Consider the following 5,466-nt stretch of genomic DNA (forward strand, 5'->3'; position numbering starts at 1 on the left):
CTTTAGTAGGGGGCTAGGCCGACAAAAAGTTTTACTTATTTCCATCGCCGTCTGTCTGGGTCCGTTCAGAATCTCCAGGTGCATGACGGTTATATTTTTCCTCGAGTACTTGCAGCGATTCGTTAATTTTCTCTTCGTTGATTGCTTCCAATTCCTTTTTTAATTTCTTATATTCACTTTCAATCCAACGATGATATTCAGCGTTTCTATCCCTTAAATAGCGGTAGCTTTCCCGCGACATCAATTTTTTGTCCTGATACAAATACTGCAGGGCTACTCCAATCTGGCTTCCTTCGTCCACTCTTTTTCTATATTCAGTTGTTTCGTATCCGAAAATATCGAGATCATTTTTAAGTCTATCATGATTTATGCTCGTCTCTTTCTGGTACTTCCATTTGTTCCAGCTTTCCGCGATTTCCTTCATCTGGTCTAATTCACTTTGCAGGCCTTCCGCGTTTTGCACGTCTTCATAGGTTCCTGCTGTCGCCTTTGCCACTTCCTTCAGCTGTTTTTGCCCTTCATTGTCAACGTTAAATCCAATTACATTGACAATCGGAGTGATATCCGATTCGTATAGCTGTTTAGCGGCGGCAACTGGATCATCATCACAAGTGGAAACCCCGTCGCTGACAAGATAAACGATGTTCGTATTTTTGTCTCCCTTGAGCTGTGATAAATCTTTTTGAGCTTCGTTGATCGCCAGTTGAATCGGCGTCCATCCCGCCGGCTGTGCTTTTTCCAAAGAAGCTTGAAAAGCGTTTTTGTCGTAATTACCTATCGGGTAGATAAGGGCACTGCTAGCGCATGAGCGTGCTTTATCAGCATCACTTCCCGTTCCTTCTTGCCCATAAATCCGGAGTCCCACATTGGCTTCGGGAGGAAGCCCTTCCACAAAGTGAGTGATTGCCTTTTTTGCTGCAGCCATTTGCGTTTCTCCTCCAAGGTCCTTGTTCATGCTTCCCGAAGCATCAAGCAATACAAGGATGTTCAAGTTCTCCTTAAACTGCATCCGCGGATTTTCGATATCCGGATTGCCGATTGCTTGAAATCGGAGCTTGGCCAGCAACTCCTCAGGGCCATTGAAGTCTTGCTGAAAAACCGCCAATAGCTCATTGTAGTAATGGTCCAGCTGGGCCTCTGTAGGTTCTCCTGAAATGTCAGGCAGCCCGCCGGTCAATTCATCGAGCTTCGGGTGGTCTTCCTCATGGATTCCAAACAGCTGCGGACCTGTATAGCCGGGCGGCAAAGACGCCAATTCCGCAAGACTTTGCGGAAGCGGGGCAGGTTCTATATTTTCCGGAACTCTTTGTTTTTCAGTTTCACCTTCACCGCTGTGCTCCTTTTCCCCCCCGGATGCCTCCGAAGCAATCGGCTGACTCGGAACCAGCTTTTGATCATTGCCGTTTTTGTCACCGCAGGCCGATAGGAGGAGGAGGATGAAAACAACCCATAACCAATAGTGTATTTTGTTCATAGCATCCCCTTATTTCGTGTGTATTGTAAAATATTGTATCACTCCTTTCCTTCCATTTGCGGCGTTCTTGAACAAATAGGAAATAAGACGTATAAGCAGCACCGAAGGCTGGGATGGCAAACAGGAATTGAGAGTCTCGCTTTCTTGCATTATACTCATACCAACAGACTAAATATTGGATGTGTTTAGTTTGGAGAGGCTAAAGGAAATGGCAGGAATGCTTATATTCACCCTTTTTTTCGGCTTGATTACAGGGGTTCTCGTCCACGAATACATAGAGGAATACAATTTACTTTCAGCGACAAAGCAAGAGGCGATTGTTGTCGAGAAAGTTGGAGAGAAGGCCTTTTCACTCCGCCCTCCTATTTTGCCCGTGTAAAAACTGATGGAGAGACAGCTGATTATCTGAACCGCATCTCAAAAAGGCAAATGAAGGAATTGAAGCCGGGCGATTCTATCAGCGGTCTTTCAGTATCCGGTTTTTCAACCGTTTACGACCTGATTTTTGATAACATGCTCTTCATCGGCGCCATCTGCCTATTCGGATTGATGACTTTGCTAGGGCTGTTCGTCTTGATTACAGAAATTCCGGTGATCGACCGCTTTTTGGCTGCGAAGACGTTTATGGGACACCCTTCAAAAGGAAATGGAATGAAGATATTGGCTGTAACCCTGGCTGTGTTCATATATTTTTCAGCAAGGTTCTTAATCAACCTGGTCGCAAAGCTCATTCCTTTTTTTAAAACCAAAACAGCTGCTAATATTATAGATTCATCCTCTTATGTCACGTTTCGCAAATACGAAGATTCTACCTACAAATTTACACTTTCTTTCACAGATGGAAATGGAGAAGAGATCAAAGCGATTAAACATGTAACTTCCAATACCAGCACTATTCAGTCGGGGACAATTTACCTGTCTCTTACTGGAATTCAAACCCTTATGACCTCTTTGTCGACCGTCTCACTGCCGGGGACTTCTTCCAGATTCTTTTGTACAGAGAACTGTTTGTTTATGTGGCTTTAATAGCCGTCATCCTGTTTACCGGGTTTGTCCTATTGAAACGAAAAAAAAGAAGAGTAAACGCTATTAGTCCGGGTGAGTTCGGGCACACAAAAGGCTCTTTTCCCAACGGAAAAGAGCCTCATTGTTTAGAGAAAACGATGGTCTATAACAATAGTTTAAAAACGCTGATTCCCTCACTTAAGAGATTCATTCAACACACTATCTTCTAAAACAGAAAATTTATCCCCATATACTTTCGTTAAATGATTTTCTCCCCATTCACATAGCAAGTGCAGAATCCCTTCCAAGCTTTGTCCGTATTCACTGAGTTCATATTCTACTTTTGGCGGCACTTGATTGTATACGATTCGATTGATGACACCATCGTCTTCCAGCTCACGCAGCTGTTGGGTCAACATTTTTTGTGTGATATTGGGCATCAGCCGCTTTAATTCGCTCGTTCTTTTTTTTCCATGGGTCAGATGGCAAAGAATCACACATTTCCACTTCCCACCGATTACCTCCAATGTCGCTTCAACAGAAATATTGTATTTCTTTCTGGGCATCAGCTTTATCCTCCTATAGATAGGTACAAAAAAGTACCTATATTACTTTCTGGTTTCTATATCACTTTAAAGTGCGTACTTTCCTTCATAGCTTCTATATATCATAATAACATTTGTGCAACGACACATACCATACTTTCTTTCAAAATTACTTTTCGTTGAAACGAAGGTAACGATAATACATTCAAAAAAAGGAGGGTAGAATATGGATATAGGTAAAAAACAAAGCACACTGGCATTGCTTGTTTTAGCAGTTAGTGCTTTTGCCATCGGAACAACTGAATTCATAAGTGTCGGATTACTGCCTCTTATCGCAGCCGACTTAAAGATACCGGTGACCACTGCTGGGTTAACAGTTTCTGTATATGCCTTAGGGGTAACATTCGGTGCTCCTATTTTGACATCCTTGACTTCAAAAATGTCACGCAAGGCTTTGCTGCTCTGGATCATGGTTGTCTTTATTCTCGGCAATACACTTGCTGCGCTCTCAACAACAATCGGGTTATTGCTAGCAGCACGTGTAATCTCCGCCTTTTCTCATGGGGTCTTCATGTCAATCGGTTCGACAATCGCTGCCGATTTAGTTCCGGAAAATCGCAGAGCGAGTGCAATTTCCATTATGTTTACCGGCCTGACAGTCGCCACAGTAACCGGCGTTCCATTCGGCACCTTTATTGGGCAGCAGCTAGGTTGGAGAGCGGCCTTTATAACAATTGTCATCATTGGTGTCATTGCCTTTATCGCAAATAGCATTTTGATGCCAACTCATTTACGCAAAGGAGTAAAAACTTCTTTTCGGGATCAGGTTCACCTTGTAACGAATGGACGATTATTGCTTTTGTTCATCATTACCGCATTGGGATATGGCGGAACATTCGTCGTGTTTACCTTCTTATCCCCTATGCTCCAAACAATCACCGGGTTTAAAGAAGGAACCGTGGCAATTATTTTATTCGCTTATGGAGTCGCAATTGCGATTGGCAATATGATTGGAGGGAAGCTATCGAATCATAATCCAATTCGTGCATTGTTCTATATGTTTATTGTACAAGCAGTCGTCTTATTTATTCTGATGCTGACAGCACCATACAAACTGGCTGGATTATTAACGATTCTTTTGATGGGGCTGTTCGCTTTTATGAATGTGCCAGGCCTGCAAGTATATGTGGTCATGCTTGCTGAGCGTTTTGTTCCGAGTGCGATTGATGTCGCCTCAGCCATAAACATCGCCGCATTCAATGCAGGGATTGCACTTGGCTCCTATTTAGGCGGCCTCATTACAGACTCGATTGGACTGATCCATACGACTTGGGTCGGCGCGATCATGGTAACAGCAGCAGCCGTCTTAACGGCATGGAGCCGCGCTTTGGAAAGAAAAGATCAAGCAAATAAAAATTTTGGAGGTAGTACACATGATGGTGAAAAACTTACAGGACACAACAACTTTGCATAATGGCGTAAAAATGCCTTGGTTTGGACTTGGAGTCTTTAAAGTAGAGGAAGGCCCTGAATTAGTAAACGCCGTAAAAACAGCGATCAAGCATGGCTATCGCAGCATAGACACCGCAGCGATCTATGAAAATGAAGAAGGCGTCGGCAAAGGAATTCAAGAAGGCTTAAAAGAAGCCGGTATTTCAAGAGAAGATCTCTTTGTTACTTCAAAAGTGTGGAATTCAGACTTAGGGTATGAATCAACCATTGCTGCGTACGAAACAAGTTTGAAAAAACTTGGTCTGGACTATTTGGATCTTTATTTGATCCACTGGCCGGTTGAAGGAAAATACAAAGACGCTTGGAGAGCATTAGAAACCCTCTATAAAGAAGGCCGGGTAAAAGCGATTGGCGTAAGCAACTTCCAAATTCATCATTTGGAAGACTTAATGAAGGACGCTGAAATTAAACCAATGGTTAATCAAGTAGAGCGCCATCCACGACTAACCCAAAAAGAAGTGCAAGCATTTTGCCAAAGCAATGACATTCAGCTTGAAGCATGGTCCCCGTTAATGCAAGGCCAATTGCTGGATAATGAAGTTTTGCAGAAGATCGCTGACAAGCACAATAAATCTGTCGCTCAAGTTATTTTGCGTTGGGACTTGCAACAGGAAGTTATTGTCATCCCAAAATCAACAAAAGAGCATCGAATTGTCGAAAATGCGAATGTGTTTGATTTTGAATTGACGAATGAGGAAATGGAAATCATTGATGGCTTGAATCAAAATCATCGTGTCGGACCAGATCCGGACAATTTTAATTTTTAATCTCTAGTACAAGTGTGTATGTAGAGGCTGGGACATAACTAGTCTCTAACCAAGAGAAAGGTGAAATTGAGCAAGACAATTTCACCTTTCTCTTTTTATTGTGTATAAATTTAGGATCCACTTGCTGTGTTGGCCGTAAACTTACGTAAGTTCACGGCCATTA

6 protein-coding genes are annotated in these 5,466 nt (G+C 42.8%); 4 read left to right on the forward strand and 2 right to left on the reverse strand.

Features of this window, described 5'->3' with window-relative positions:
- Window positions 1-31 precede the first annotated feature (31 nt).
- On the reverse strand, window positions 32-1,474 hold the full coding sequence (locus AC0TWI_RS02675; protein ID WP_488124788.1) for a vWA domain-containing protein: 1,443 nt from the start codon (window positions 1,472-1,474) through the stop codon (window positions 32-34).
- Between the two features lie 208 nt (window positions 1,475-1,682).
- On the opposite strand from AC0TWI_RS02675, the gene AC0TWI_RS02680 reads away from it, so the two are divergent.
- On the forward strand, window positions 1,683-1,853 hold the full coding sequence (locus AC0TWI_RS02680; protein ID WP_488124789.1) for a hypothetical protein: 171 nt from the start codon (window positions 1,683-1,685) through the stop codon (window positions 1,851-1,853).
- Between the two features lie 50 nt (window positions 1,854-1,903).
- The gene (locus AC0TWI_RS02685; protein ID WP_488124790.1) at window positions 1,904-2,500 is read left to right on the forward strand and encodes a hypothetical protein; all 597 of its coding nucleotides are present in this window, start codon (window positions 1,904-1,906) and stop codon (window positions 2,498-2,500) included.
- 173 nt (window positions 2,501-2,673) lie between these two features.
- Here the strand turns inward: AC0TWI_RS02685 and AC0TWI_RS02690 are convergent, their stop codons facing one another.
- Window positions 2,674-3,045 (reverse strand): winged helix-turn-helix transcriptional regulator, encoded by a 372-nt coding sequence (locus AC0TWI_RS02690; RefSeq protein ID WP_488124791.1) that lies wholly within the window; start codon window positions 3,043-3,045, stop codon window positions 2,674-2,676.
- 205 nt (window positions 3,046-3,250) lie between these two features.
- Between AC0TWI_RS02690 and AC0TWI_RS02695 the strand changes: the two genes are divergently transcribed.
- Window positions 3,251-4,498, forward strand: a complete 1,248-nt coding sequence (locus AC0TWI_RS02695; RefSeq protein ID WP_488124792.1) for an MFS transporter — start codon at window positions 3,251-3,253, stop codon at window positions 4,496-4,498.
- Window positions 4,461-5,303 carry an aldo/keto reductase gene (locus AC0TWI_RS02700; RefSeq protein WP_488124793.1) on the forward strand — a complete coding sequence of 281 codons (843 nt, stop codon included), beginning with the start codon at window positions 4,461-4,463 and terminating at the stop codon, window positions 5,301-5,303. Before AC0TWI_RS02695 ends, AC0TWI_RS02700 begins: the two co-directional genes overlap by 38 nt.
- Window positions 5,304-5,466 lie beyond the last annotated feature (163 nt).

This window comes from Lederbergia sp. B243.17 (genome assembly GCF_057657925.1).

Excerpts from the sequence above, each read along its gene's own strand:
- AC0TWI_RS02685 (WP_488124790.1), top strand. The coding sequence starts at position 1,904 with ATGAAGGAATTGAAGCCGGGCGATTCTATCAGCGGTCTTTCAGTATCC.
- AC0TWI_RS02690 (WP_488124791.1), bottom strand. The coding sequence starts at position 3,045 with ATGCCCAGAAAGAAATACAATATTTCTGTTGAAGCGACATTGGAGGTA.
- AC0TWI_RS02675 (WP_488124788.1), bottom strand. The coding sequence starts at position 1,474 with ATGAACAAAATACACTATTGGTTATGGGTTGTTTTCATCCTCCTCCTC.
- AC0TWI_RS02700 (WP_488124793.1), top strand. The coding sequence starts at position 4,461 with ATGGTGAAAAACTTACAGGACACAACAACTTTGCATAATGGCGTAAAA.
- AC0TWI_RS02695 (WP_488124792.1), top strand. The coding sequence starts at position 3,251 with ATGGATATAGGTAAAAAACAAAGCACACTGGCATTGCTTGTTTTAGCA.
- AC0TWI_RS02680 (WP_488124789.1), top strand. The coding sequence starts at position 1,683 with ATGGCAGGAATGCTTATATTCACCCTTTTTTTCGGCTTGATTACAGGG.